Source organism: Paenibacillus polygoni, from assembly GCF_030263935.1.
GTDB classification, from domain to species: domain Bacteria; phylum Bacillota; class Bacilli; order Paenibacillales; family Paenibacillaceae; genus Paenibacillus; species Paenibacillus polygoni.
The window spans coordinates 2,052,627-2,077,112 of the sequence record NZ_CP127162.1 but is presented as its reverse complement, the minus strand read 5'-3'; the positions used below and the strand labels follow the sequence as shown (position 1 = coordinate 2,077,112).

The 24,486-nt window shown below is 42.9% G+C and carries 25 protein-coding genes and 4 tRNA genes; 2 read left to right on the top strand and 27 right to left on the bottom strand.

Translation table 11 applies throughout. The annotated features are described in order from the left end of the window. Nucleotides 1-13 precede the first annotated feature (13 nt). The 3 genes from QPK24_RS10000 to QPK24_RS09990 all read right to left on the bottom strand — a co-directional run bounded on the left by QPK24_RS10000 (nt 14) and on the right by QPK24_RS09990 (nt 2,570). Nucleotides 14-463: an OsmC family protein gene (locus QPK24_RS10000; RefSeq protein ID WP_285748310.1), complete on the bottom strand. Its 450-nt coding sequence runs from the start codon at nt 461-463 to the stop codon at nt 14-16. A 105-nt stretch (nt 464-568) separates the two neighbouring features. Then, nucleotides 569-1,705 (bottom strand): NADH-dependent flavin oxidoreductase, encoded by a 1,137-nt coding sequence (locus tag QPK24_RS09995; RefSeq protein ID WP_285748309.1) that lies wholly within the window; start codon nt 1,703-1,705, stop codon nt 569-571. A gap of 190 nt (nt 1,706-1,895) precedes the next feature. Continuing rightward, nucleotides 1,896-2,570 carry an SOS response-associated peptidase gene (locus QPK24_RS09990; protein ID WP_285748308.1) on the bottom strand — a complete coding sequence of 225 codons (675 nt, stop codon included), beginning with the start codon at nt 2,568-2,570 and terminating at the stop codon, nt 1,896-1,898. 273 nt (nt 2,571-2,843) lie between these two features. Between QPK24_RS09990 and QPK24_RS09985 the strand changes: the two genes are divergently transcribed. Continuing rightward, complete coding sequence (locus QPK24_RS09985) at nt 2,844-3,527, top strand: hypothetical protein (RefSeq protein ID WP_285748306.1); 684 nt, start codon at nt 2,844-2,846, stop codon at nt 3,525-3,527. A 101-nt stretch (nt 3,528-3,628) separates the two neighbouring features. Here the strand turns inward: QPK24_RS09985 and QPK24_RS09980 are convergent, their stop codons facing one another. The 8 genes from QPK24_RS09980 to QPK24_RS09945 form a co-directional block, all read right to left on the bottom strand. Beyond that, nucleotides 3,629-4,087, bottom strand: coding sequence for a hypothetical protein (locus QPK24_RS09980; RefSeq protein WP_285748304.1), 459 nt, complete (start codon nt 4,085-4,087; stop codon nt 3,629-3,631). A 23-nt stretch (nt 4,088-4,110) separates the two neighbouring features. Beyond that, nucleotides 4,111-4,590: a hypothetical protein gene (locus tag QPK24_RS09975; protein WP_285748302.1), complete on the bottom strand. Its 480-nt coding sequence runs from the start codon at nt 4,588-4,590 to the stop codon at nt 4,111-4,113. A gap of 25 nt (nt 4,591-4,615) precedes the next feature. Further along, nucleotides 4,616-5,101, bottom strand: coding sequence for a hypothetical protein (locus QPK24_RS09970; protein ID WP_285748301.1), 486 nt, complete (start codon nt 5,099-5,101; stop codon nt 4,616-4,618). Then, nucleotides 5,094-5,351 carry a hypothetical protein gene (locus QPK24_RS09965; RefSeq protein WP_285748299.1) on the bottom strand — a complete coding sequence of 86 codons (258 nt, stop codon included), beginning with the start codon at nt 5,349-5,351 and terminating at the stop codon, nt 5,094-5,096. The genes QPK24_RS09970 and QPK24_RS09965 overlap by 8 nt, the downstream gene beginning before the upstream one ends. 26 nt (nt 5,352-5,377) lie before the next feature. Next, entirely contained in the window at nt 5,378-5,821 is a 444-nt protein-coding gene (locus QPK24_RS09960) for a GNAT family N-acetyltransferase (RefSeq protein WP_285748297.1), read from the bottom strand. Nucleotides 5,822-6,176: 355 nt separating this feature from the next. Further along, nucleotides 6,177-7,133 carry an IS30 family transposase gene (locus QPK24_RS09955; protein ID WP_285741540.1) on the bottom strand — a complete coding sequence of 319 codons (957 nt, stop codon included), beginning with the start codon at nt 7,131-7,133 and terminating at the stop codon, nt 6,177-6,179. A 145-nt stretch (nt 7,134-7,278) separates the two neighbouring features. Then, complete coding sequence (locus tag QPK24_RS09950; RefSeq protein ID WP_285748295.1) at nt 7,279-7,989, bottom strand: GNAT family N-acetyltransferase; 711 nt, start codon at nt 7,987-7,989, stop codon at nt 7,279-7,281. 96 nt (nt 7,990-8,085) lie between these two features. Continuing rightward, nucleotides 8,086-8,256, bottom strand: coding sequence for a hypothetical protein (locus tag QPK24_RS09945; RefSeq protein ID WP_285748293.1), 171 nt, complete (start codon nt 8,254-8,256; stop codon nt 8,086-8,088). Between the two features lie 128 nt (nt 8,257-8,384). On the opposite strand from QPK24_RS09945, the gene QPK24_RS09940 reads away from it, so the two are divergent. Next, the gene (locus QPK24_RS09940; RefSeq protein ID WP_285748291.1) at nt 8,385-9,116 is read left to right on the top strand and encodes an MOSC domain-containing protein; all 732 of its coding nucleotides are present in this window, start codon (nt 8,385-8,387) and stop codon (nt 9,114-9,116) included. Between the two features lie 97 nt (nt 9,117-9,213). Here QPK24_RS09940 and ltrA read toward each other — a convergent pair whose 3' ends face one another. The 16 genes from ltrA to QPK24_RS09860 form a co-directional block, all read right to left on the bottom strand. Beyond that, nucleotides 9,214-10,506, bottom strand: coding sequence for a group II intron reverse transcriptase/maturase (gene ltrA, locus QPK24_RS09935; RefSeq protein ID WP_191805290.1), 1,293 nt, complete (start codon nt 10,504-10,506; stop codon nt 9,214-9,216). Between the two features lie 587 nt (nt 10,507-11,093). After that, nucleotides 11,094-13,052, bottom strand: a complete 1,959-nt coding sequence (locus tag QPK24_RS09930; RefSeq protein ID WP_285748289.1) for a PTS fructose transporter subunit IIABC — start codon at nt 13,050-13,052, stop codon at nt 11,094-11,096. Nucleotides 13,053-13,113: 61 nt separating this feature from the next. Further along, entirely contained in the window at nt 13,114-14,028 is a 915-nt protein-coding gene (gene pfkB / locus QPK24_RS09925; RefSeq protein WP_285748288.1) for a 1-phosphofructokinase, read from the bottom strand. Between the two features lie 3 nt (nt 14,029-14,031). Continuing rightward, entirely contained in the window at nt 14,032-14,778 is a 747-nt protein-coding gene (locus QPK24_RS09920) for a DeoR/GlpR family DNA-binding transcription regulator (protein ID WP_285748286.1), read from the bottom strand. A gap of 697 nt (nt 14,779-15,475) precedes the next feature. After that, on the bottom strand, nt 15,476-15,838 hold the full coding sequence (locus QPK24_RS09915; RefSeq protein ID WP_285748284.1) for an MmcQ/YjbR family DNA-binding protein: 363 nt from the start codon (nt 15,836-15,838) through the stop codon (nt 15,476-15,478). A 15-nt stretch (nt 15,839-15,853) separates the two neighbouring features. After that, the gene (locus tag QPK24_RS09910) at nt 15,854-16,450 is read right to left on the bottom strand and encodes a histidine phosphatase family protein (RefSeq protein ID WP_285748282.1); all 597 of its coding nucleotides are present in this window, start codon (nt 16,448-16,450) and stop codon (nt 15,854-15,856) included. 190 nt (nt 16,451-16,640) lie between these two features. Next, a complete protein-coding gene (locus tag QPK24_RS09905) occupies nt 16,641-17,657 on the bottom strand; it encodes a zinc-binding alcohol dehydrogenase family protein (RefSeq protein WP_285748280.1) in 1,017 nt (338 codons plus the stop codon). 15 nt (nt 17,658-17,672) lie between these two features. After that, complete coding sequence (locus QPK24_RS09900; RefSeq protein ID WP_285749246.1) at nt 17,673-18,617, bottom strand: aldo/keto reductase; 945 nt, start codon at nt 18,615-18,617, stop codon at nt 17,673-17,675. A 327-nt stretch (nt 18,618-18,944) separates the two neighbouring features. Next, nucleotides 18,945-19,015 (bottom strand) — tRNA-Gly (locus QPK24_RS09895). Nucleotides 19,016-19,095: 80 nt separating this feature from the next. Next, a tRNA-Cys gene (locus QPK24_RS09890) sits at nt 19,096-19,166 on the bottom strand. A 161-nt stretch (nt 19,167-19,327) separates the two neighbouring features. After that, nucleotides 19,328-19,403: transfer RNA gene (locus tag QPK24_RS09885), tRNA-Val, on the bottom strand. Between the two features lie 8 nt (nt 19,404-19,411). Further along, nucleotides 19,412-19,483 (bottom strand) — tRNA-Glu (locus QPK24_RS09880). A gap of 469 nt (nt 19,484-19,952) precedes the next feature. Then, a complete protein-coding gene (tnpA, locus tag QPK24_RS09875) occupies nt 19,953-20,426 on the bottom strand; it encodes an IS200/IS605 family transposase (protein ID WP_213530591.1) in 474 nt (157 codons plus the stop codon). Between the two features lie 306 nt (nt 20,427-20,732). Then, entirely contained in the window at nt 20,733-21,827 is a 1,095-nt protein-coding gene (locus QPK24_RS09870) for a pectinesterase family protein (RefSeq protein ID WP_285748278.1), read from the bottom strand. 22 nt (nt 21,828-21,849) lie between these two features. Continuing rightward, nucleotides 21,850-22,839, bottom strand: coding sequence for a LacI family DNA-binding transcriptional regulator (locus QPK24_RS09865; protein WP_285748276.1), 990 nt, complete (start codon nt 22,837-22,839; stop codon nt 21,850-21,852). A 32-nt stretch (nt 22,840-22,871) separates the two neighbouring features. Further along, a complete protein-coding gene (locus QPK24_RS09860) occupies nt 22,872-24,461 on the bottom strand; it encodes an extracellular solute-binding protein (RefSeq protein WP_285748275.1) in 1,590 nt (529 codons plus the stop codon). Nucleotides 24,462-24,486 lie beyond the last annotated feature (25 nt).

The following is a 24,486-nucleotide window of genomic DNA, read 5'->3' as shown; positions in this document are numbered from 1 at the left end:
TGTATTTCCTCCCCTACATACTGGCTACGAGCACACTTGGCTCTGTTTTTATTTGTACATTTCCTGCAACAGCTCTTGAGATCATACAAGAACTTTCTGCTTTATGCGACAGAAGAAGTGCTTTTTCCACATTCGAATCTGTTGAGCCATGCTTTAAAGTTACTACCGGCCGATGAGTAATTGCTTCATACGTAAATATGTTGTTTGTTACATCGACGGTCGCTTCTGAAGTTAAAGTAAGCTGTTCTACAGGAAGTTCAGAACGCTCCATCATTGCGGCAAGAGTAATCAGATAGCAGGTCGCAGCTGCTCCAAGCAGCATCTCATCCGGATTCGTTCCAATCCCCGGTCCTCCCATCTCTTTAGGAATCGAGATTTTGGTTTGAAGCTGTCCTGCTTCAATCGTGCCGGTACTGTTACGTCCACCGTTCCATACAGCTTCGAGTACAAATGGGTGCTTCAAGCTGCAAACATCCTCTCTTTTGTTTTTTACTATATTATAAAGCATCTTAGAAAAAGCAATAAAGCCGGAAAGCTTCGGGAAGCTTCCGACCTTACACTCATCATATTATTTTGATTCTTCTGAATCAAGTACCGGGAACCAGCCCGGAACTCCGAGAATCATATTCCACAGCGGATCCGGAATGACAAGACGTTCCTGATCTTCTTTTGTTAAATGCACAGCAATATGTTCTTCATTGCCGGATTCAATCTTTTCAACCCAGTCGGGTTCAATAATCAATTCTCTGCCAAGTGCTATCATGGATACACTGGTATTCAGTGCACTTAGTGCCTCATCCGCTGTATGAATGTTACCAACTCCGACCAGCGGAATTCTATCTCCGGTACGCTCTGCAATCCATTCCAGTCGAGTTTTGGAATCATCAGCTCCGCGTCTTGGTTTGGACCAGAAATCGGTAAGCGAAATATGAAGATAATCCAAATTTTTCTCAAGCAGCGCATCCGTTAATACGAAGGTATCTTCCATTGTCAGCCCCGGTGTCTCCGGTTCTTCTGGTGAAAAGCGGTATCCAACAATGAACGGTCCTTTTGCATATTTCTTAACTGCGGCTTGAATCGAATCGATCACAGCAAGCGGGAATGTAAGTCGTTTCTCCACATCTCCACCCCAGCGGTCTTCTCTACGGTTGGAATGAGGGGAGAAAAACTGCTGGATTAAGTAACCATTAGCTCCATGAATCTCAACCCCGTCAAAACCTGCTTCGATTGCACGGCGAGTCGCTTCTCCAAAATCCTCAATAATTGAAACGATCTCAGCATCCTGCAGTTCACGCGGTTCAGGCGATCCTGGTCTTTCACTTGCAATTGCACTCGCGCTTACAACATCTCCGCCTACCAAATCAGGGGGAGATAGTCTGCCCGCATGGAAAATCTGTAACACCGCTTTTGCGCCTTGCTTTTTAATGGTATCCGCCAGTTTCTTAAGACCTGGCACAAAAGAATCGTTCGATACCGAAAACTGACCTGGAAAACCTACCCCGTTATCGGTTACATACGCAACTGCAGTTACAACAACACTCGCTCCATTAGAGCGGCGAGCATAATATTCCAGCTCTGCGTCCGATACAGTTCCGTCCTCATTAGAAGACCAATTTGTCATCGGTGCCATCATGATTTTATTTTTTAAGATCATTCCATTCGGTAAAGTAACTTGATCAAAAAGAAGATTATATTTTGAATTCATCTCTATCACTCCCACATTTAAAGCTATGAAATTAGTAAACTTTTCCTTGCTTACTGAAACAAGTATAGTTACTTTAAAGTTTCTATGCAAGCCACCATAAATAATAAGAATGTAAAAATACACATGACCATACCAAAAACGGCTTTGCAGCCGTCCTGGTATGGTCATGTGTAGTAACGATGTAACCGTGTTATGGTTTGATCATAGCCATTCGCATATCTACTTCTTTTACACAATCCATTGAATCATGGTTGTCATTGCCCACTAGCGAAGATACGGGATAGACTTCCATCGGTGTATCCCGATGAGATGTTAGATAAGGAAGCAGTTGATGTACTTCCGTAATTCCTGGATCAAGCCAGGCATCCATCGCTTCTTTGGTTAAAATCGCCGGCATTCGGGTATCAAATTCTCGAATTGTTAGATTTGCATTTGACATCAGCATGGTACAGGTTCGAAGGGGAACCTTATTGGTATCTTTCCAGATCTCATAGAGACCCGCAACTCCAAACATAGACCGATCCGGCATAACTACGCGAACAGCGTATTTACGTTTGCCATCCTGACGCCAGTAAAAGAAACCATTACAAGGAATAATACACCGTTTCGTTTCTACCATTCTCCGATAAGTCACATTATTATGAACAGACATCAAGTCTGCGTTAACAGCATCCTTGCCCCAAAAAGGAATAAATCCCCAACGATATTCGTCCATGATACGTTCCCCATCTTCATAAAGTATGAGCGGAGCATGTTGTGTCGGGCTAATATTGTAACGATTCTTGTAGTAATACATAACCCGCTGCACACCAAAATGATCACGAACTTCATCCAAATCTGCTGCAAGCGAATAACGTCTACACATCCTTTGTAACCCCCCTGAATTTTCCTTTACTATGTACAACGGGAGGTAAAATTATGCATACATATCTTGAGCAAAGAATGCGGCACTCGGACCGAGCCGCCATTTGGTTATGGATTTGTTGGATTATGGATAATACTTTATGCTATATTCAGCATGATTTTATCTATTTTATTTTGCCGAAACTGAAGTTGCACTCGTTTCATGAATATACATATTGGTGAATAGGCTTATGGTATAAAGAAGATTACAAACTCGAATAGAAGGTGGGATTGCATGGATTTCTGGATTTACTCAATCATTACAATTGCTTACATCATCTTGTTACTTTTCATGTTCACCCATTTGTCACGGACAAGGCGGTGGTTTCATTACCCTATTTTACTCGTGATCTTGGCACTCGGCCTTGCTTACGATAATGGAATCATTGCTGCTGGCAATGCCATTGGCGAAGGTAAGACTCTTATGGTATTAAGCAGTCTTCGTTTTTGGATTCATGCTTTTGTCACACCGGGTCTTGTCCTTGTAGGTTATTACATACTCCAAAGATCAGGAGCAGCGATTGCTTCAAAAACATACATACGAATCTCCGCCTGGATAATAACATTAGCATTGATACTGTATCAGATCTTTGCACAGACCTTACATGAAGTGAAAAATCTGCAACTCGTTAAGGAATACGGTGTTCTGCGCTACGCTGCAGAAGGCACCTCAGGGCCACCTATCATGGTTATTGTGGTGGGTATAATACTGCTGATCGTCGGCACCATCTTAATCTTCCGCCAAAAATGGATATGGATGTTTGTCGGGACGGCGTTACTTTTCATAGGACAACTGATTCCCCTTCCTTTCGAAAGTTCTGCAGCCACCAATATTTTTGAGCTCATATTGATCATCTCTTTATGGATAACGATTTGGTTTCAAGATCACAAGAATGATGCTCGCCAATTTAAAAGGTGAATTTAATCCGGTTTATATTTCATGTTGTTAACTATTAATCCCATCAAAAAAACCTCCTATGCTGCTATGAAAGCAGGTTCGGGAGGTTTTTTCGTATCTATTTATAGTGTCCAGATTCGCTGGGTGAGTACGGGAACTTCGTTTCGCTCTCCCCATTCATGGATTTCATCGAAGGCATGATCTGCTTGTTGCTTATCCAGCACGCGAAATGCAAGCCATAAGGGTACGAGTCTTTTATTTTTAGGTTTGATTCCAATATGCGGCCCGTAATATTCTTCTATAATAATGGACTTCAGCTCATCAGTATGAAATATACGGTTACCTACGATAAGACGTCCTTCATGAAGTTGGATGGTTTTAGGTTTGACAGACCATTGATATAGCAGCAGTCCTAGTTCAAAAAGAAATAGTACAGCGGTTATAACTATGAATACATTTATGTAATCTAGGTCCCTATGAGCTGTGGCTTTGTATCCCCCCATTAATAAGGGGTACATCCCCATGGCGATCAGATTCCTGTATCTTCTCCTCGAAATTACTTCAATCTGAGGCTCATTCATAAATCTTCCCCCTTCCTTTTATGCTATATTATCGATCTGATCTTTCCCTCCCGGATTTCAATCTGATATGTATCTGCCCATTCCTGCAACTGATCAAACGCTTCTTGTTCCTTATTAGCATTGGCAAATATAAATTGTAGACGCTGAGGAATCCATTTGCGTTTCTTTAGTTTAATTCCTATCGAAGAATTGATATATCCTTCTGAGACAATCACATCGATCTGAGAAGGGAATACCACCTCTCCTTGTAGTATAAGTTTATCTTCCTTGATGATCAGTAATTGTTCTCTACGGGTGCGAGTATAAGTAAAGTAATAATAAAGCTCATAACCTATAAGCACGATATATACCAGAATCAAAACGAATAAAAGAGCGTATAACAATACATGATCACTCTTCCGCTGAAGAATGCTAATACCTAACAGCATAAAAAATAATAATATCGTAGCTGCCAGCTGTGATTTACGATCTTTTTTCGTAATGACATATTGCTTCTGCTCCATCTTTGTATCCTTCCTCTCTGCAAACTTAGTAAAATATGCGTTTGTACTGGATTGGAATCTGGTGGATTTCGGACCAGGTTCGAAGCTCCTTCATAATTTCATCTTCCTGCAGCGTATTCTGATATTTCATCCTTAAATGAAGAGGAATTTGTTTTCTCCCCTTCAGCTTAACCCCTATTGTGGAATTCCAGTATCCATCGATGCGAATGGCTTCAATCTCCGAAGTCTTCACGCTGCAAGAGCCTAGACGAAATGACCCGGGTAATAATTCAAGTTCAACGAAGCGAAGTGGGTAGTATCTAAAGCTATACCTTAGGATTAGAAATAACTTATAACCGAAAAGTCCAATCACATACATATAACAACATACGGATAAGACATACAGAAGCAGCGGAATTTCAAGCGTGCTATTTCTGACCAGAGAATAAATATAAGATGAAAGTAACGGGATGAAACAAACGACTACTGCTATATCTCTTTTTCTTCTTACCACATGTATTTGTTCACTCACTCGGTTTCCCCTTCCTGATCACCCGTGTTATTCCAGTTCGAATCATTATATAGACGAAGAACGTCAATATAGCCAAACCAAACATCAGTAGAGGAGAAGCTTCAAATGATTGAACTGATGAAGACTCACTTTGTATCATCTGAGGAACATACATCCATGTCATAAGCATTCCCGATAAAATGGGCATAATCACAAAAATCAGCATGAGAACCACTGCCCCTTCAAGTACAAAACGCGATATTTTGCTCAACTCCTCACCCCTAATCTACATATTCATTACAGTCTTTTTTTCAAAAAATACTGTTTGATCCCCTCTGGGTATTCATCATTTACGCCGTAGATTTCATATCCATTCTTCTCATAAAAGGAGGGAGCTTGATAAGAAAACGTAGAAGTATGTGCGAATAAGCAGCCCATCTCCTTCCCTCTTCGCTCAGCCTCAAACAGCATCTCCCTGCCATACCCCGCTCTTCGGTAATCTTCTGATATCCACAGCACATCAATGTACAGCCCGTATAACCATGACTCACAAAAAATACCTCCGACGACCTCTGAACTGGCATTTTTCAAATACAAGTGGATGTTTTGTCCTGGCTTCTGCAAAAGCCCCTTACTCGCTCTTACATTATATCCGTACAGTTTACGGCAAATATTTTGGTAATCTTCAGGTTGTTCTCGAAGCTCTGATAATCGTAGATCACCAATCTCGATGTCACTCATTACGCACCTTTCCTCCCGATTTCTTGCTCGTAACCCCTGTTATTTCTCGGGTAATCGCAGGATATTATTTTCTTTGACAAAGTTTATGTTTTCTTGTCAGGAACCTTGGGAAACTCCTGATGAAAAGAGTAAAAACTCGCACACATTTATCGATTTATAAGAACCAGACACTCTTGTTTCAAATAAGAAAACAGGAAATAACTACGATATTTCCCCTTCAGGATCATACATACTAGGCGTTTTGTTTACATGCATGTATATACCAAATATATTTCCTCCACCATAAAATAAAGAAACCCGTTTTTTCCTAGGAAGGAAATCCGGGTTTATCCAGTTTTTACTATTAGACGGATTGTCAATCCAAGTGCGACACTTCTTCTTCAAATGATTCGTGAGCAGTTTTCCATCCCAAACATTTCCTTGGTCTGTTGTTAATAAGTTGGAGGGCGTGTTCTAATTCTTCCTCGGTCACCTTTGCAAAGTCCTTTCCTTTTGGGAAGAACTCTCGAAGGAGCCCGTTTCCATTCTCATTGGAGCCTCGTTGCCATGAGGAATAAGGATCTGCAAAATATACCGTCATACCGTGTGACTCTTCCAATTCACGAAAGCACGCGAACTCTTTACCACGGTCTACGGTAGCTGTCTGGAAGGTTTGGGCAGGGTACTGTGCAGCAACTACACCAATAGCAATTTCCATAGATAATGAAGTGCGATCTGGCATTTTAATAGCAGTGTATAGCCTTGTTTTTCGCTCGATACATGTAGCGACACAAGCCTTACTTTTTCCTCGGCTGGAGACGACCGTGTCCAGTTCCCAGTGTCCAAAGGTTTCACGGGAACGAATCTCTTTAGGCCGTTGTTTGATAGAAGTGCCTACGAGGAAGCGACCTCGTTTTTCTTGGGGTTTTTGTCTTTTTCCTTTGTGTCTTAACTGCTGAACGGTGTTACGAATCATACGTCCTTGATAAAGCCAGCGATAGATCGTTTTGAACGAAACCATGGGCTCTCCTTTCAGTCTATAACGCATAGAGATTTGCTCAGGAGACCAGGTTTCGTGAAGTCGCTGTTCAATTTCTTTTCCGAGTGTCTCCGTCCATTTTTCTCTAGGTTTCTGAGCTTGGCGAAGATGCTTATAACGATGCTCTGATGCTACCGCTTGATAACCATTTAGGCTTTGATTTTTCCTCAGTTCCCGGCTGATCGTGGAATGATGACGATCCAATTCGCGAGCAATGGCTCGGGCGGACAGCCCCAGTTGATGTAATACTTCTAGTTTACTGCGTTCAATTATGCTAAGATGTGTGTAGCTCATGGCGGATTCTCCTTGTAGGTGTTGTGTGGTAACTCCATTCTACACGAATCCGGCCATGGGTCATTTTTAATTTTGAACTAGGTGTCGCACTTCATATTACAATCCGTCATTATATAATTTGTTAGTTATGAACAAAAGAACTTTCTTATCCGCGTGAGAGGGATTCGACCTTGACCAGCTCTTTTCCATAACGATGCTCTTCACCTGAGATCGTAAAGCCGAGAGATTGGTAAAGCTCCAATGCTTTTTCGTTCTTTGTCAGTACACTTAGTCTTGCTGCAGCATACCCTTTTTTCTGTAAGTATTGTAATCCATAGCGGATAAAATGTGTTGCAATTCCTTTTTTTCGCCAAGCCGGTACGACAAAGACTTCTTCAATGGAACCTGTCTTATCATCTTCTTGACACACCATAACGCTCGCTACGAGCTGGCTATCCGGATCTAGTGCAGCAAAGCTAGTGAAATCAGTACTTCCTTTTAACCGGCGCAGACGATGTAGCCCCAGTGGATTTTCTGGCCATATCGTGCTTTCTGTTCGCAGATAGCGCTGCTCTTCTTCTGATGATTCAAGTGCAGTTTGGATGAACTGAAGTTCAGGGAGGTGTAATTCGGGAGTTTCCTGTACACGATTCAGCTCTTTTTCCATCTCATACTGGCGATACATCGGAGTAAAACCACACTTCTCAAAAAGCGCTGAATTCTCTTGTTCTGCCTGATGATTTCCTACACAAAGCTGTACGGAATGCGTCTTAGGAAGTTCTTGAGCGAGGACAAGCGCACGTTCATATAATGCACCGTAAAGTAATTGAAAGACTTCCTCCTGATTAGATACCTCAGGCCTGACCTTTATATTCATATAGATTTGGTGGTAACTCGCTACTGTACCGTCTCTCGTTCCTTCGTATTCACCGGTACCATCCTGAGATTGAATGGTTATGATTTCGACTTGTCCTTAGCCAGCAAGAATCTCTCCGTCAAAGGCCAAATACACATTAGTGTGATTCTCTTCCGGACCTGGCCACCAAAAAATGGCATGTTTATACTTTGCTGTTACCGCTAGATACAACTGTACAACTTGTTCATGACATGAATCTTCATATGGTTTTAAGACAATTTGTCCCATTCGCATCCTCTTTCCCTGTTTTCCTTTAATGTTACTCCAAAAAATGCCATTAACAAGTTATTATATATCTATAAGTGTTATCTACCGCCTGCTCTACCTTTTCATGAAATAGAAAGGACTGAAAAGCTATGTATGTCGGCCGGATCAAAGAAATCGTACGTCATCCTATAAAATCATTCCAAGGAGAACGGATACCCCGTACTCAAGTGATGGAATATGGACTTTATGGGGATCGCAGTCATGCTTTTGTACACAAATCAAATCAAAATCAATATGTAACGATTACTCAGTTGCCGCAAATGGCTAGTTTTCAGGCACATTTTACTGATCAAGAAGACCAGGAACATTACCCTCGTGTAAAAGTCGTTACACCTCAGGGACAGAAATATTATTTTGGTGATGAGGAACTGACTCGTACATTAGAGGAGCTGTATAAAAAAGAAATCATGCCAATCCAGTTCCAACCTGCTCATGTGCCCCTAGGAGCGATTGAAGAAGAACCGATTCAACTTGTCACAGATGCTTCCATTACAGAACTTGAGAAACGATGGGCAAATAATAAAGTGGATTCACGTAGATTTCGGCCCAACTTCGTATTGTCTCTTGCCCATCAGGTACCTTTTATTGAAGAACAATGGTTTGGTAAAAGGATGCAAATCGGAGAGAATGTTATTTTACTTATTAAACGTCCTTGTAAGCGCTGCTCCATTATTAATGTTGATCCAGAAAGCGCCAAACGCGACCCCTCTCTACTAAAGAAGGTAGTTACAGAGCGAAAAAATCAGTTTGGTATTTATGCTTCTGTACTGCAGACAGGTATAGTTACCGAAGGCGATGAAGTCATACTTTTGGATTACTAGAGTAAAGGGCTGGGTAAACCAGCCCCTCCTCATCAAACCGTACGTGAGGTTTTCCCTCATACGGCTTTCCGATGTTCGTCATTCATGTGCATACAGATTACAAGAGCGTTTTGAGTCCACATTGTCTCGCCATGTACCGCACTTCTTGGACCGCACTTTGCCACCGAGAACGTTGCCTTTTCTTTGCATACCATTTTGCCAAACGCAACACAATGTACCAATCTAACTTCGCCATTTTTCGTTGGCTGTAAGACGTGTGGTAGTAATTGCGCCACCCCTGAATCTTCGGGTTCAGCCAACCTACGTGCTCCGCGAGTGACTTATGTCTCTGGCTGGACGGAGCTAAGCGCTCTTTTACCACTTCCCGGATGCGTTCCTCCGCTTTCCGGCACAGCCACTGCTGCGTGGTATAGTACACTTTTCCGTAGGATGTTTCAGCTTTTGTCTTGCGATGATGCATGCCTAGAAAATCAAACCCTTCTTCTCCCGTCCATAATCCTACAATCCGCGTTTTCGTCGGATGCAAGGTCAGTTCCAGACGATCCATAATCGCACGTATGAGTGCATACGCCCGTTCTGCATCTTTCTTCGTTTTGCATACAACAACAAGGTCATCTGCGTATCGCGTAAGTTCCCCGATTCCACTGCCATGTCGTTCCCACAGAATATCAAAATAATTCAAATAGATATTCGCGAGAAGAGGGGATATCACGCCGCCTTGTGGTGTACCCAGATCGGATCGTCTGACCTTGCCTTCTTCCATCACTCCCGTGTTCAGCCACTTCCGTACCAGCTTCAGGACGCGCCTGTCGCTGATTCGCATCTCCACCAGTTTCATTAGTTTCTCTTGGTTGATGTTGTCGAAGTAGCCTTGGATGTCGACGTCGACCACCCAATTCCCTTTCCGGTTGCAGGCTTTTCGGATACGGTCCAGTGCCCCTTTCGCACTTCGTTTTGGACGGAATCCAAATGAAGATTCCTGAAAGTCCGCTTCAAAGATCGGTTCCATGACCAGTTTCGCTGCCATCTGAATGACGCGGTCTCGGACGGTTGGGATACCCAGCGGTCTTTGCTTCCCGTCTTTCTTCGGAATATAATGCCGTCGTACGGGCTGTGGATGGTATTTGTTTTCCTTCAAGCATCGTTGGCATTCGTACAGGAAAAATGCTTCTCCCTTTTCCTCAATATCCGAAAGAGTTTCTCCATCGACGCCAGCCGATCCTTTGTTAGCTCGTACTCTTCGCCAGGCTTCCTCTAATACATCCATTCGGTAGACCTTGTCGTACAATGCGTGGAATCTGCGCTTCTTGTTTTCCTTGGCCGCATGACCTAGTTTCTTTTGGAGTTGTTGAACGTTTTCTTTTGGTGTCGTTAGCCGTTTGGCATTCACTAATTCGTACCTCCTAAAAAAAACATGAACAAAGCAGGGCTCCTTCCCTCCTGCAGGTTGTGTTGTCCTACAGTTCCTCAGTACTATGAGCCCCTCGGACTCCCTTCCTGCAAGTAGATCATTTCGTCTTTTGGACTTATAGACCACTTTGTTACGGGTTAAAAAAAAAATCCGTGCAGGGGAGGGTCTCCCAGTTCACTGCATCTTCTTTCATACCATGCCGATCCCCTTACGCCGGAGAATTCTTCACTGCCGCTCCAAGTTCTTAGCAGTTTCCGTGGCCTTCACCCATTAAGCCGGGGTTCGGCTTCCCCTCGTCCCTCTTGCGAGGCCTTTTTGACGACGCGGCAGGATTCACTTGATGTTACGGCCTGGTATGTTGCTCGCTCTGTCTCCAACAGATACTTTTGTCGATACGCTTCTACGCACAGTTTTCACCGTACGTAGGTATCCTAGCTACACAGGGGCTTGGCCCCTCCCGTGACCGGACTTTCACCGGCTAGAAGATGCGTGCTTAGCTGGGCACGCGCCTGATAAAAAAATAAAACCCGGAAGGTTATTCCCTTCCAGGTTTCATCATTCATATCTTATGCTTTTACTTCAATTGGCTTCTTCCAAAGTCCAAGAATCAAACCAGACACAACGGCACCAATCGCTACAGCAAGTAAGAACAGCAGTGCATGGTTAGCAAGCGCGGCTACAAAAATACCGCCATGCGGAGCAGGAAGGTTAATTCCCCACAATTGTGTTAGTCCGCCTGCAATACCGGAACCAATAATACAGGAAGTCAGAACACGAAGCGGATCTGCTGCTGCAAATGGAATCGCACCTTCGGTGATGAAGGAAAGTCCCAGCACGTAGTTGGTCACCCCTGATTTACGTTCTTGTTCCGTAAACTTGTTCTTGAAGAACGTGGTAGCTAGGGCAATTGCAAGCGGCGGAACCATACCGCCAGCCATTACTGCTGCCATCATCAGCCCATTCTCGTTTCCGCTGGAAGTAAAGACACCAATGGAGAATGTATATGCTGCTTTATTAAACGGACCACCCATATCAACGGACATCATTCCTCCAAGAATGACACCAAGAAGCACCATGTTTCCTGTACCGAGGTTATTCAGTATATCTATCAAACCTACGTTAATCCAACTGAAAATTGGTGAAAGAACGTAGTACATTGCTGCACCGGTAATCAGAAGACCAAAAACAGGATATAGCATAATGGATTTCAGTCCATCAATCGCTGATGGTAAATATTTAAATACTCTACGCAGACCAAGAATTACATAACCCGCTAGAAAACCGGCTGCAAGCCCCCCAAGGAACCCGGCGTTTGCATTTACTGCCATTAAACCGCCGACCATACCGGGCATGAGAGCTGAACGATCTCCAATACTCATCGCAATAAAACCAGCAAGGACCGGAATCAGGAAGTGGAATGCTCCATCTCCGCCTCCAATGGTCTGGAGTAACTGGAAGAGCGGACTGTCCGAACCAGCTGCTTGTTCGATCAAGAAAGAGATAGCAAGCAGGATACCTCCACCCACCACGAATGGAAGCATATGCGAAATCCCGTTCATGAGGTTTTTATAGAGCGTACTTCCTATGCTTGTCTTTTCTTCGTCTGCAGAGGAAGTGGAAGACCCAGCATCCGCCTGAAGTATAGGTGCATCTCCGTTTAAAGCCTTAGTAATCAGCTCTTCTGGTTTGCGAATACCGTCCGCTACAGGGCGCTGAAGTACAGGTTTTCCATGGAAACGGTCCAGATCCACCTTTTTACCAGCTGCAATGATGACCCCTTTTGCCCGGCGAATTTCATCTTCAGTCAGAACGTTCTTCGCTCCTTCTGCTCCGTTCGTCTCAACTCGGATACTTACTCCCATCTCTTTCGCTTTTTTAAGCAATGCATCTTCTGCCATAAAAGTATGAGCAATTCCTGTCGGACAAGCTGTAACAGCTACAACAAAATCTTCCGAAGAATCCGCTTTGGTTTCTGCTTCTGTTTTTGATTTTGTTTCTGCTTTTGTTTCTGCAGGTGCTGCTTCCGTAGTAGCTTTCTTTTCTGCTTCTTTTTTCGCTTGCTCTTCTTCACTTTGTTGTTTTTCATCAAATAACGCAGTTACTTCATCCGGTGTTTTCGTATTCATCAATTGCTCGATGAAATCAGCGTCAATTAATAACTTAGACAACGCAGCAAGTGTACGAAGATGTGTATTCCCTGCTCCTTCTGGGGCAGCAATCATAAAGAATACATGAGCTGGTGCTCCATCTAAAGAATCAAAGTCAATTCCTGCTTTACTTTTTGCAAAAACGACCGTTGGTTCATTCACTGCTATGGTTTTGGCATGCGGCATCGCAATACCTCCACCAATCCCCGTACTTGATTGCTCTTCTCTCTTATAGATCGCTTCCTTGAACAATTCCGGGTCGTTAATTCTTCCGCTTTTGTTAAGGCTCGCAATCAGTTCATCAATGGCTTCGGCCTTTGTTGTTGCCTTTAAGTCCATTATCATTACTTCTTTGATCATTAGATCTGTAATTCTCACAGTATGCACTCCTTTACTTAGGCAAGTATGAAAAATCGAATTTCCTTACCCATGATGTATGTTATTTCCACTCATTAATTTGGACCTCAGGGATCAGTGCTTCAATCTGTTCTTTCACTGCAAGATCGTCGGAGAACGCAGTAGCACTACCTGAAGCAACTCCCGTACGGAACGCTTTCAGTACATCGCCTGTCAGAGCAAACGTTCCAATAAATCCAGCAATCATGGAATCTCCAGCACCTACTGAATTTTTCACTTTACCAGCAGGAACATTAGCGTGATACACCTCGTTATCCGTAATTAACAATGCACCTTCACCCGCCATAGAGATCAGCACATGCTTAGCACCATTTTCAAGTAGTTTCCGGCCATATTTCACCAAATCCTCTTTCGTATCAATGGTAACGCCGAATAGTTCTGCCAGTTCATGATGATTCGGCTTAACAAGCAGAGGTTTGTCTTTCAGTGCTTGTAACAAGGCTTCTCCCGTTGTATCGATAACAAAATCAGCCCCTGCTTCTTTACAAACCTGAATTAATCGCTCATAAAAGTCACTGCCAAGAGAAGGTGGTACACTGCCCGAAAGAACGAGAATATCGCCTTTTTTCAGTTGAGAGAGCTTTGCTACAAGGGCTTGTGCTTCTTCCTTCGTAATTGCAGGTCCAAGTCCATTAACTTCCGTTTCATCACCATGCTTCAGCTTCACATTAATTCTTGTATCATCAGAAATCGATACAAAGTCGGAAGCAACCGTGCTCTTGGATAAGAAATCACGAATGAATTCACCTGTGAAACCGCCAAGGAATCCCATCGCTGTATTTTCTGCACCAAGCTGGGTAAGTACTCTAGAAACGTTAATCCCTTTTCCTCCAGGTAACTTCAAATCCCGCTTCATTCGGTTTAAATGACCGAGCTGTAATTGTTCAACTTCCACGATGTAATCAATGGAAGGATTCAGTGTCACTGTATAGATCATTGTTCATCCCTCGATTACTTTATATTTCTGTCCAATGGGAACTTGATATGGTTCAGGCACCATATCAGTAATTAGCGTTGCTTCGTTCAAGTCAAACAACTTAGCAAACGTAATTTCACCAAATTTACTGGAATCAGCCAGCACATAAGTTTCACCAGACAACAAATGCGCGTTCCGTTTTATTAAGGCTTCCTCCGGGTCAGGAGTAGTATACCCCATCTTTACATCAATTCCATTCGTACCAATAAACGATTTATCAAAACGGAATTGATTCATATTTTGAAGCGCAATACTCCCTATAACTGCTTTCGTATGCGTTTTCATCAAGCCGCCAAGCAAGTAACTGCGAATATTTTTGGAGACTAACGCATCCACATGAGACAATCCGTTCGTTACTACGGTAATATTCTGTGCTTCTATATAAGGAATCATGGAAAGGGTAGTTGTACCAGCATCTAGATAGATACAATCGCCATTTTGCAATTGCATGGCTGCAAGCCTGGCAATTTTATTTTTCTCATAAATGTTTTTGAACGTTTTTTCATCCATACCTGGTTCGGTACTTTTCTGTGTTATTAATGAAGCACCGCCATGGACTCGCTTAAGCAGACGATTGGCTTCCAGATCAATAAGATCTCTTCTAACCGTTGATTCAGAAGCACCTAGCAACTCTACAAGCTCTTGCAGTTTGACAACGCCGCGTGATTGTAAGCGTTCTAAAATCAATCGGTATCGTTCTTCAGTAAGCATTCCCATTCCTCCTGACAGCTCTTATAGTATCATAAAATCATCAAAAAACAATCATTTTCTATCAAAAGTATTCAAAAACTATCACTACTCATTTATTCTGTCACAATATTTTAAAAATTAAAGATATGAGCCAAAGATATCAATCCAACATGAGATCTACCTCACGGCTCTCTTCCACTATTACTTTTATAATCATTACCCTTTTTCTAGTTGATCTGTTCTTTATCTTCCATAGGATTGCATTTTATTATTTGCCTATTCTTTTTCACTGAATCTGTTCCTAATATTTGACGCCTTAAGGACTGCCACCAGCGCTCAGAACATTATCTAATTCAGTACATAAAAGTTTAATTACATTACTATTTTCTCTTGATCTTAAAACCTTCATTTGGATTTGTGAATTCTCTAAGATATTTAAGTTGATGAATATTTCATCATTAAGAATTGAACTTTAAGCACATCATCAGACTGAGACTAACTAGCTTAAAGCAAAAAAAAGGCTTACCCCTTGGTTTGGGAGCAAGCCTTCTTGGTTTAGGTTTACAGGATGATCTATGTGAATAAGGTGTCTATGAAAATTAGGTGTCTACGTGAATGATCTATGCGAAATTGATTACACGAATTAGGTCAACGTGACAAATTAAGCGAATCAGGAGGATGTCCTTTTTTCCGAAACTTCTGCAAAAAGACTTTCCGTTTACAAAGTAAGGATTAGCTCTTGTTGTTTTTTCGTCAGGCTGTTCAGTACGAGCTCATAGGAATGATCTATCATGGATATTATATCCTCATGTGATAAACTTCCTTGAAGAGATATTGAATTCCAGTGCTTCTTGTTGAGATGATAACCGGGGACTACTTCTTCGTGCTGTTCTCGCAAATTCTCAGCAATCACGGGATCACATTTGAGAGAAATATCAGTCGCTTCCTGCTTCTCGCTCAACGTTATTAAGGCAAACATCTTGCCTCCAATTTTGACAACAAGGGGCGCAGGACCAAAAGGGTAATCTTCCATTGCCCCCTTTTTAGAAAGACAATATGCTTTAATGGTATCGTTCTTCATAAAATTGATTCACCTCTACTCTTGATGTATGGGGGTATTCCATATGCGCTCTACTTTAGTCAGCTTCATATCACGAAAAATTAAATGGTAGATATCCGGCATCGTCGTTTGTTTCCAAAAAGAAAAACCATAATTTGAATCATAATAGTTCATCATTAGGGTCATAATATTTCCGTTCGTGCCCATGACAACATGCTTTCCTGCATATTGTTTCAGCAGAAGTTCAAGTACAGGGATAGACCGCTTTTGCGCCTGCTTTGTCGACTCCCCTCCGTCTAGCGCATAATCCTTGTCATCGAACGACGTTTTGATGGCCTCGAGAACAACTTCCCATTTTTCCTCGTAAAGGGGGCCTTTTATCAAACGTTCACGCAAATTTTCGTATTCTACGATCGAAAGCCCTTTTTGCTCTGCTACATACTGAACCGTCTGAATCGCTCTTCTATATGGACTTGAGGCCACAAGATCTACCTTAATACCGGAGAACACATTTGCAACACACCTCGCGTACTCTAAACCTTTCTCCGTAAGACCTCGCGAACGTGCCTCTCCATGGATATATATCGATTCTGCATGTCTAACCATATAAATATGGGTTTCCGTAGATATCATGTCAGACAACTCTCCCTTCAAGTAATCTAAATTGTTATTAACGTGGGTTGTGTATCTATTCTGTTTCTGTAACCGATTTTTTTGCCGAACTGTACGTCTACAAATCTTCCGCTAACAAGACAAAACCGCCTTCTGCTTTCCCTGCCCGTTATTCTCATAGATTATCCAATCCAGCCGCCTTACCTATCGCTTATAACTCAACTACTGCCTTAATGACGCCCGATGCAGGTTGAAGCCAGGTATGAAATTCTTCAATCATACCCTCGAAACTTGCGCGATGTGTCAAATATCCGCTGGGCTTAATATATCCTGTGGAGACTGCCTGAATTACAAGATCGAAATCCTCTCTGGTAGCATTTCTACTTCCCATCAAAGTAATTTCACGACTGTGGAAGTCCGGATCATGAAAAGAAATGTCACCGTTCACCAAGCCCACATAGGTTATCAATCCGCCATGCGATACCATATCAAATGTATTCATCATTGATTTTGCATTGCCCGTAGCATCGATTATGACAGGAGCAAGATCACCATTTGTCATTTCAGCAAGTTTCTCCTTAGGAGTCTGCATTGCATTCAGCGTATCTTCAACCTTAGCCCAGGACTTGCAAAAAGCCAGACGCTCTTCGTTCACATCCATTGCAAATACACGGGCACCCGCGAATTTTGCCAAGGCCATGACCCCAAGACCTATTGGACCTGCACCAATGACCAGCACCGTACTGTCAGCAGTCACCCCGCATCTTCTTATCGCATGAGCTCCAACAGCCAAAGGTTCGAGGATAACGGACTGATCCAAGGTCATACTGTTTGTATTGATTAATTGTTCGACCGGAATGCAGATCCGCTCTCTCATTCCCCCGTCAATATGAACACCAAGTACTCTCATGTTCTGGCAGCAGTTAGTTTTTCCGTTTCGACATGCAATACAGCGGCCACAGTGCATATAGGGAACAATACTTACCTGGTCGCCGGGCCGAAGCCCAAAATCATTCTCTCCAATCTCTTCAATTACTCCAGCTAGTTCATGACCAAGTATCCTCGGGTAATGAAAGAAAGGCTGGTTACCTAAAAATGCATGATAATCGGTACCGCAGATGCCAATCCGCCGAATATGTACAATTGCATTTCCTGATTTTAATACAGGTTCTTCTAGATCATGCCTGAATGTTAATCTTCCGATCTCTTCACATACAATCACCTTCATTACACGGTTCCTCCTTTAATCTTGAGCTGTTTCATTGTATTCGTCTAGTCCACTCTTCCAAGATAGATTGTGAACCGGTTTCAGTATCTCAAGAACTTCCTTTAAGAGGGATCGGTCGAGTGGCTCCTCAGTCCATACTGCATTTCTCACAATATTATCTGGATTCGCAGTACTTACGAGCGTTGTAGGGATGTTTTCATTTTCTGTTGAGAACTGTATGGCCAATTTGGCGATATCAACGCCGTGTGATGCACAGTATTCTGCCGCTTTAGCACATGTTGCTTTAAGTTCCTTGCTGGCCGGATGCCAATCCGGAGTCTCGCGGTTGCTTAGCAAGCCCATGGATAACGGGGAGGCATTGACAAGTCCTATATTTCTGTGAGTTAAGAGGGGGAGTAACTCCAACAATGAGGTATCATTTAATGAATAATGACAATAGGACAGGATTGTATCAACTTCAATTTGCGGAAGAATTGTGTTAAAGAGCTTCAATGGCAATCCACTTATCCCGCAGTAACGGATTTTCCCTTGATTCTTTAACTTATAAAGAGCAGGAACAGCCTCTGTGAGAATGATTTGAGCAGGAACAAACTCAATATCATGCAAGAAAAGGACATCTAAATAATTGGTGTGCAGGCGTTCGAGGCTTTCCTCCACGCTTGTTAGAATCCGCTCCGCAGTGAAATCAAAACAGTTCTCACCATAACGCCCCGCCTTAGAGGAGAGCAAAAATGTATCCCGAGGAATTTGCTGTAACGCCCTGCCGAGCACACTTTCTGCTTTGGTATGTCCATAATAAGGGGATACATCAATGTAATTGATACCCGCATCAATAGCAGCATGAACAGTGTATATACTCTCATTGTCATCTGTCTGACGGAATACGGAGCCGAGCGAAGAAGCACCGAGACTAAGTACGGATACATCAAGACCCGTTCTTCCTAATTTCCGGTATTTCATGATAATACCAACTCCATTCTGTTCTTTACATTGTTCAGATATTTTCGGGCTGAACATAGGTTCACTTTCTAGCGTACCCTCTTTTTCAGGTAAAGTATAAAGAGTCATCACAATTACTGACCCTAATCAGCTAATAAGAAGCATAGACTATATCAATATCTTCTATAAGTTTAGGATATTTTCCTTTACACAAATATCTTTTATCCTGATAAGAAGCAATACATTTGAAGGTTACTTCTCATCTTAGACTTTAGAAATGCAGCTAATAAAATACTGCTGATAAATATAGTAAAACCCCTTTGCTTTCGCAAAGGGGTTTTACTATAAAGCGGGTGATGGGAATCGAACCCACGCTATCAGCTTGGAAGGCTGAAGTTCTACCATTGAACTACACCCGCGTAAAATTCTAAAATTTAAACACATCCCCTGTTCCTAAACAGGGGCTTATCAGAGTCATTTAAGAACATAAAATAAATGAAGGCGCCACCCAGATTCGAACTGGGGATCAAGCTTTTGCAGAGCTATGCCTTACCACTTGGCTATGGCGCCGAATGATACCTGTGACCCCGCCTTAGCAAGACGATGATCTACCGCTGAGCCACGTCCGCAATGGTCAAATACGAAAAATTGTAGGGCAGGATTTGAAACCTTTGACTTTCGGGTTATAAGCTAGGCGAGTTACCGAGCAGCGAGAGCTCGCGATATAGATATGGTGGAGATTGAGGGGATCGAACCCCCGACCCTCTGCTTGTAAGGCAGATGCTCTCCCAGCTGAGCTAAATCTCCATATTAAATGACCCGTAGGGGATTCGAACCCCTGTTACCTCCGTGAAAGGGAGGTGTCTTAACCCCTTGACCAACGGGCCTTGCTATGTTGAACTTTCTTAGAAGTTGAGAACGAAAAATAATATATCATATGAAACAGGTTTTTTCTAATTGTAAATTATCCCATACGGAATGCGTTTAATTTTTCTCTATTAAAATAGAATTCATAGCTGATATGACGATGACGTAAAAATAACTAATTTAGTTACTAGAAATACGGTTTCCTTTCATGCTCAACTCCTGCAACATAATAAAAACTTCTGATCATGTGGTGATCTCCAAATAGAACAGTTCTATTATTCTTTTGATCACACTCTCAGGAAACGGCAAGTAATTGTCTTCCCTACAATGGGATATATTTCATAAAAAATCAGGACCACCCGTAAAACGGGTGGTTTGTACTTGGGGTATAACCCCTTGTCGCCAAACTGCGCCTAAAGACGCTAGCCTGACCATAAAACTGTTCAGGCTCATTGTTATTTGTCACTTTCACTTACCAGTTAAACTGGTTTATTTCTTTTTGCTCCTGTTGCTGATGAATGGATCTTCGTACTCTTTTACACTCAGCTTATCCACTGCTTGGTCATGTGCTTCTTGTTCTCGAATGTATTTTCGTACCGTCGCTTCATTTAAGCCCACCGTACTTACATAATATCCTTCTGCCCAGAATTTTCGATTCCCGTATTTGTATTTTAGTTGGGCATGTTTCTCAAAGATCATTAGAGAACTTTTACCTTTTAGATATCCCATGAACGATGAGACTGCAATTTTGGGTGGGATTGCTACCAACATGTGCACGTGGTCTGGCATCATGTGGCCTTCTATAATTTCTACTCCTTTGTACTTACATAGACGTTTGAATATTTCAATTAGATCTTTTCTTACTTGATTATAGATCTCTTTCCGTCTATACTTCGGGGTGAATACAATGTGGTATTTGCACATCCACTTTGTGTGAGCTAGGCTGTAGCTCTTGTTTGCCATCTAAGACCATTCCTTTCTTTGAGCCTGAACATCTCAATTCTATCGGAATGGTCTTAGTGGTCAAACCTTTGATTGTTCCACCCGCATAGCGGGTGGTTTTTTGTTTCGCGCGTTTCACGCACTCAACTGGCTAAAGCCATAACAAAAAGCGCAGGATCATCCTGCGCTAACTAGCTTACAATTTCATGATTATTTTAATTTGTACGTATTAAATTTGACCTGTTTTCTTACTATTATATATAGACGATCCATCCCTCTTGGCAACTCATCTTATCAAACATACTTACATGGTCCTATACCATTTCATTATGTTATAGCCTGACCGAAGGGAATCCAGTCATCGCTGCCAGATAGAATAGAAGCCACCGTATACTCAGATGCTTCTTCCTCAGTCAGCATCGCAGCCCATGGAACCCGCTCAGTTTTACTCCCTGCTCCCGGACCAACACTATTAAATTCAGCAAACAAAGCGGTAGATTCTGCATCCGTTTTGTTCCAGTTGTGCCAGCCCTCCTGTTTCACATGAGCACCCATCCAGCAGTTCAGGAAACACACCTTGGCATGATTTCTCCATGGCCTGCCGAGGTATACTGATTGCAAGGGAGCATTGCTCTCTAGCGTACAATCCATGAAGACATACCCATAACGGACGCCTTCCGGCGTAGAGGCCGCTGTAATCCAGCCATTTACCTCGTTCTCTACTGCTGCATTACTTTTCAAACGATTCTTGGCAAAGATTTCACAGCCCTTAAATACAGCCGTAGCCGAACCAAAAATAAAATCAACATCACCTTCAATATAGCAATCCTCGTAATACTGACGCAGATTCCGGCGTTCTGCGCCATCACGCGGTCCCCCGAAATAGCTCCGATCAATGGGCTGCGGCGGGAGCGGTCCCGTGAATATCGTATCCTGATGCCCAATAAAGCGGCAATGTCGGAAGGCTGCACGGTCCCCATCCACATATATAGCAAGGGCCTGCCCAACATCCTTCCCAGGACCAGCAGAATTCACGAAGGAAAGTCCCTCTGCTGTGAAATCATCTTCTCCAATGAAGGCCGTATATGAATGGAAAGTATGATACATCTCCCCGTCCGGGAACTTCTTCAACGCATAATCATCATAAGTAATAACCGTTTGTTCAGCCCCCTCACCGATTAGATGAATCTTAGGCTTTTCAATATGAAGCTTTTCATAGTAAACCCCTTGTTTAATCCGAATCTCCGTCTGATCAGTGGCATTCTCCGGCACCGCATTAATTGCAGCCTGAATCGTAGTAAAATCACCACTTCCATCCTGAGCCACTGTATAGTGACGAGATGGACAGCCTTTTGACACCTGATTTTTCTTAGCTTCTTCCTCACTTTTGTTCAGACCCGATGTGCTTTTGTGTATCTGCATATCTCACCTCTTCTTAGAGTCGCTATTCATCAAACAGCTCTCCCCGGTATACTGCCGTTGAACTTCGGTGAATCAGCTTTGGTTGAATAACGATCGGATAATCCACCACTTCATCACGAATCAACGATACGATGAGTTCTGCGGCCTGAACTGCCAATTCATCCAGTTCAGGTCCAATGGTGCTCAGTGCCACTTCAGCATACTGCATATCTGGCAAATCGTCATAACCGATTAACGAAATGTCGCGGGGGACGTTATAGCCAGCCTCCAATAGCCCCCGCAGCGCTCCGCGAGTTACCAGGTTATTTAGACCGATAAAAGCCGTCGGTGCGTTCACGCCAAACGAATAATTTCGAATAGCAAAATATCCGTCCTCCCAAGAGGAATGTGCAGGCAGCACGTAATCTTCTTCAAAATTCAGACCTGTACGCTGCAATGCTTCCTTGTATCCTTCCAGCTTAATATTTTGCGAGTTACCAATAAAACCAATACGTGTGTGCCCGAGGGAATTCAAATACTCCACCGCCTTAAATATTCCCTCTTTACGATCTACTTTGATATAAGGAGAACTCAGCGACTCATCTGTACCAAGTACAAAGCATGGCATCGTAAGAGCAGAAAACTTTTTCCAGAATGCATCCTGATAATCCAGTGCATTGTCCCACAATATACAGCCATCTACGCGAAGCTGACTGAACACATCCACTCCATCATGCGCGACGACTAGAATCATTTGGTATCCACGCTTTTTTAGTTCCGCATGCAGTTTACCTGAAATATTTGAGAATAATGGATTGCTTAATTCACCAAGCACAAAACCGATAATATTGCTTCTACCCGTAGAGAGCTGCTGAGCTAATATATTTTTTCGATACTGATGTTTCTCGGCAATAGCAAGGACTTTCTGTTTCGTCGCCGGTTTGATCCTCGGGTCGCCATTAAGCGCCTTTGATACAGTGCTATAGCTTACCCCCGCAAGTTTGGCAATGTCCTTAATCGTTATCAAGTTCAATCAACGCCCTTCATGCTGACACGTTGGACCATTTACTGCTGTGCAGTTTTATAGCGGTCATATTGTGCCTGTCTTCCCGCAATCACTTGCTCAATATTCATCTTTTTCAATGTTTCAATATAACTATCAAACTGATCGAGGCTTGTATCTCCGCTAATAAATTTGAAATTCATCTCTTCGACATACGTTGTAATATCTGGCATCGACATGCTTTCTACGCTCGCTTCTTCTGGCAGAGCATAAACAAATGGGAAGGGTTCCCGAACATAAGGCTCTAGCTCCTTGTCTAGTTTCTCATGCCACGCCGCCACCACGGAGTCTGCAGAGTCAGTAGATTGAATGTTAGGCAGGTTAACTGGACCGATACCGAGTTTCTGGATATACTCATTATCCTTGCCTTTGTCCGTAAACGTCTTTACACCGTCCTTTTCTGTATACGTATCATCCTTAATTCCCCATGTATAATACGTCTGTGCTTCCTCACTTACCGCATAATCCAAAAAGCGAAAAGCAAGTTCTGGATTTTTGCTGTCACGTGTAATGCCGAAAATACCACTAACCGGGGTACGTCCTACATAGAACTGATCTCCGTGAGGACCTTTTAATGGCAGTATTCCCTTGAAGATTGGCTCAGACGGATCATAATCCTTGAACAGCGGGCTATAAACCATCGACATATACCAGCTAAAATTAAACGTTGCACCCGTTACATCCTGTGAGATTCGTGAGGTCACCTGATCGCTCGTTGTACTCGCATAATCCACGCCAAGCAGGCCTTCTTTGTAAAGTCCGTTCAAATAAGTTAAGTATTCTTTGTAAGCAGGCTCATAGTAGCTAAAATGAACTTTGCCCTGATCATCCGCATAAAATTGATTAGATAGATCTAGACCAAAGACCGGTCCAAACGCCATTGGCACAAACTTCGACTCCATGGATAATGGGATCTCATCTGCTTGCCCGTTGCCATTAGGGTCATCTGTCTTGAATTTGCGAAGCATCGCCGTGAACTCATCCAATGTTGTAGGCTCACTCAGTCCGAGCTTCTTCAGCCAGCGCTGATTGAGCATGAATACAGGCATGTAATTCCTGGTTAACGTTTGCTGAGGTATATAGTACATTTTACCATCTGGTGTCGTTAAACTGGCCTTAACGGAAGGAGATTTTTCATATATTTTTTTGAGATTCACCCCATACTTCTCCACCAACTCATCAATCGGAATAAAAAGTCCACTGTTAATGTACTTCATAAGCTGATCTTGATCAGGCAAATATACGATATCGGGTAGTCCCGTACCAGCGGCCAGTCTTGGATTCACAGCATCTGCATAATTTTGCGGCGGAATCAGATCCCAATCTACTTCGACACCCGCATTCTTTTCAATTTCCTTCACAATAGCAGCGGTAGACAGATCCACATTAGTCGTCCATGCATTTGTCCCGAGGATGGATAGCTTGGCACCTGGTTGGTCCGTTACAGGTCCTGCACCGGTGTAATTAAATGCCGGCTCCGAGCTGCTGGGTGTACTGCCCCCTCCTCCATCCGCTGCACTACTACATCCCGCAAGACTCACTGCAAGGATCGCTGCCATTACACTTTTTCTTCCTGCCCCTTTAAATCTCATCCATTATTCCTCCTTGTTTTAAACA

Excerpts from the sequence above, each read along its gene's own strand:
- QPK24_RS09995 (WP_285748309.1), bottom strand. The coding sequence starts at position 1,705 with ATGAATTCAAAATATAATCTTCTTTTTGATCAAGTTACTTTACCGAAT.
- QPK24_RS09990 (WP_285748308.1), bottom strand. The coding sequence starts at position 2,570 with ATGTGTAGACGTTATTCGCTTGCAGCAGATTTGGATGAAGTTCGTGAT.
- QPK24_RS09985 (WP_285748306.1), top strand. The coding sequence starts at position 2,844 with ATGGATTTCTGGATTTACTCAATCATTACAATTGCTTACATCATCTTG.
- QPK24_RS09980 (WP_285748304.1), bottom strand. The coding sequence starts at position 4,087 with ATGAATGAGCCTCAGATTGAAGTAATTTCGAGGAGAAGATACAGGAAT.
- QPK24_RS09975 (WP_285748302.1), bottom strand. The coding sequence starts at position 4,590 with ATGGAGCAGAAGCAATATGTCATTACGAAAAAAGATCGTAAATCACAG.
- QPK24_RS09960 (WP_285748297.1), bottom strand. The coding sequence starts at position 5,821 with ATGAGTGACATCGAGATTGGTGATCTACGATTATCAGAGCTTCGAGAA.
- QPK24_RS09955 (WP_285741540.1), bottom strand. The coding sequence starts at position 7,133 with ATGAGCTACACACATCTTAGCATAATTGAACGCAGTAAACTAGAAGTA.
- QPK24_RS09950 (WP_285748295.1), bottom strand. The coding sequence starts at position 7,989 with ATGAATATAAAGGTCAGGCCTGAGGTATCTAATCAGGAGGAAGTCTTT.
- QPK24_RS09945 (WP_285748293.1), bottom strand. The coding sequence starts at position 8,256 with ATGGGACAAATTGTCTTAAAACCATATGAAGATTCATGTCATGAACAA.
- QPK24_RS09940 (WP_285748291.1), top strand. The coding sequence starts at position 8,385 with ATGTATGTCGGCCGGATCAAAGAAATCGTACGTCATCCTATAAAATCA.
- pfkB (WP_285748288.1), bottom strand. The coding sequence starts at position 14,028 with ATGATCTATACAGTGACACTGAATCCTTCCATTGATTACATCGTGGAA.
- QPK24_RS09920 (WP_285748286.1), bottom strand. The coding sequence starts at position 14,778 with ATGCTTACTGAAGAACGATACCGATTGATTTTAGAACGCTTACAATCA.
- QPK24_RS09915 (WP_285748284.1), bottom strand. The coding sequence starts at position 15,838 with ATGAAGAACGATACCATTAAAGCATATTGTCTTTCTAAAAAGGGGGCA.
- QPK24_RS09910 (WP_285748282.1), bottom strand. The coding sequence starts at position 16,450 with ATGATATCTACGGAAACCCATATTTATATGGTTAGACATGCAGAATCG.
- QPK24_RS09905 (WP_285748280.1), bottom strand. The coding sequence starts at position 17,657 with ATGAAGGTGATTGTATGTGAAGAGATCGGAAGATTAACATTCAGGCAT.
- QPK24_RS09900 (WP_285749246.1), bottom strand. The coding sequence starts at position 18,617 with ATGAAATACCGGAAATTAGGAAGAACGGGTCTTGATGTATCCGTACTT.
- tnpA (WP_213530591.1), bottom strand. The coding sequence starts at position 20,426 with ATGGCAAACAAGAGCTACAGCCTAGCTCACACAAAGTGGATGTGCAAA.
- QPK24_RS09870 (WP_285748278.1), bottom strand. The coding sequence starts at position 21,827 with ATGCAGATACACAAAAGCACATCGGGTCTGAACAAAAGTGAGGAAGAA.
- QPK24_RS09860 (WP_285748275.1), bottom strand. The coding sequence starts at position 24,461 with ATGAGATTTAAAGGGGCAGGAAGAAAAAGTGTAATGGCAGCGATCCTT.